Genomic DNA, 1,568 nt, shown 5'->3' with positions numbered 1-1,568 from the left:
GTCCAACAGCGAAAACACGCTGTCGCTGACCTTCAACTACACGGCAACGGATTCGGATGCCGACACGGCGTCGAACACGTTCACGGTGAATGTCGCCGACGATGTTGCGACGATCGGCACGCCTTATTCGGCTGGCCTCGTCGAAGAGGAGCAGCTGGCTGTCGTCGGCAGCGGCAACGAGGATACGGGTTCGGACGGGGACTTCCGCAGCGGTTTCTTCGGCTTGGTCTTCAACGATAGAACGACGCAGACGACGGGTGGCACACTTGCGATCGCCTGGGGTTCGGACAATGCCGACAACGAGGCGATCACGTCGGGCGCCGGCAACCGCTCCGTGGCGTTTGGCCCGGCCGCAGTCAACGCGCTCGATGCCCTGGACCTGACGTCGCGCGGCCAGGAGCTCCACTATACGATCGTGACGGTCGAGGGCGGCCAGGTGTTGCTCGCCTATACCGGCGAGGTGGCTCCGACCGGCGTTCCGGCCAATGCGGATGCGGCCCAGGCAGCTCATGTCGTCTTCTTGGTCGGTCTTTCCGACAACGGCGGCGGCTCCTATCAGTTCACGCTGATCGACACGCTGGACCACAAGGGTGCGGGCGAAGATACGTTGAAGCTCGACTTCCAGTTCACGGCGACGGATTCGGACGGCGACAAGACGGGTGTTGCAACCTTCGGCGTCAGTGTGATCGACGATACGCCGATCCTTTCGAGCGACGTCGGCGTGCGGTTTGTCGAGGAAGAGGCGCTTGCCGGCGGCAACGAGGACATCTTCCCGGTCGGGACGGAAGTGGGCGGTGTAATTGCCAATGGCGGCTTCATCACCGACAAGATCGGCGCGTCGCTGAACATTTCCTGGGGCGGCGACGACAGCAACAAGAATGAGAATGGCGGCTTCACCGGAACGCAGGTGATGGGCGACCGCTCCGTGGTGTTCGCGACCGGCAGCGGTGCCGACCACAGCGTCAGCGCGGGCGAGGCTTCGGCCTTCCTGGGTGTCAAGAGCGGCAATACGGCGATCAACCTCGGTGACCTGACCTCCGGCGGCCAGCACCTGACCTATTCGCTGTCTGCGAACGGTACTGTCTTGACCGCGCATGCCGGCAACGAGACGGTGTTCACGGTGACGCTGTCGGACAAGGGCGACGGTTCCTATGCCTTCGATCTCGACGGCGTGCTCGATCATCCCGTCAAGGGCGGCAACGCCGGGCAGGAAGACGTTCTGTCCTTCACCTTCAAGTTCACGGCACGTGACGGCGACGGCGATGCAGTCGGCGGCAACTTCACGGTCAACGTCATCGACGACGCCCCGATTGCCAATGCAGGCGCGACCTCTACGGTGGAAGACGAAGCGGTCAATGGCGGCAACAATGAAAGCGACGGCCTCTCGGTAACCGCCAGCGGGTCACTGAACATCAACTGGGGCGCAGACAGCGGCAATGACGGCAACGGCCAGCCGGGCGACCGCGCGGTTGGCTTCACCAATGCCGACGTCGCCGTTACTGGTGAGGCCGGCGAAACGCTGACGTCGCTCGGCCAGGCTGTGCACACGGTGCTGATCGATGGCGTTC

General features: G+C 63.5%; 1 pseudogene. It reads left to right on the top strand.

What is annotated here, in order from left to right:
* Window positions 1-1,568 (top strand): annotated as a pseudogene (locus FHT71_RS31120) (hypothetical protein); the annotation flags it as partial.

This window comes from Rhizobium sp. BK060 (genome assembly GCF_014193145.1).
Taxonomy (GTDB): domain Bacteria; phylum Pseudomonadota; class Alphaproteobacteria; order Rhizobiales; family Rhizobiaceae; genus Rhizobium.
Note: the sequence above shows the minus strand (reverse complement) of the source record. Positions and strands in the feature narration are given on the sequence as shown.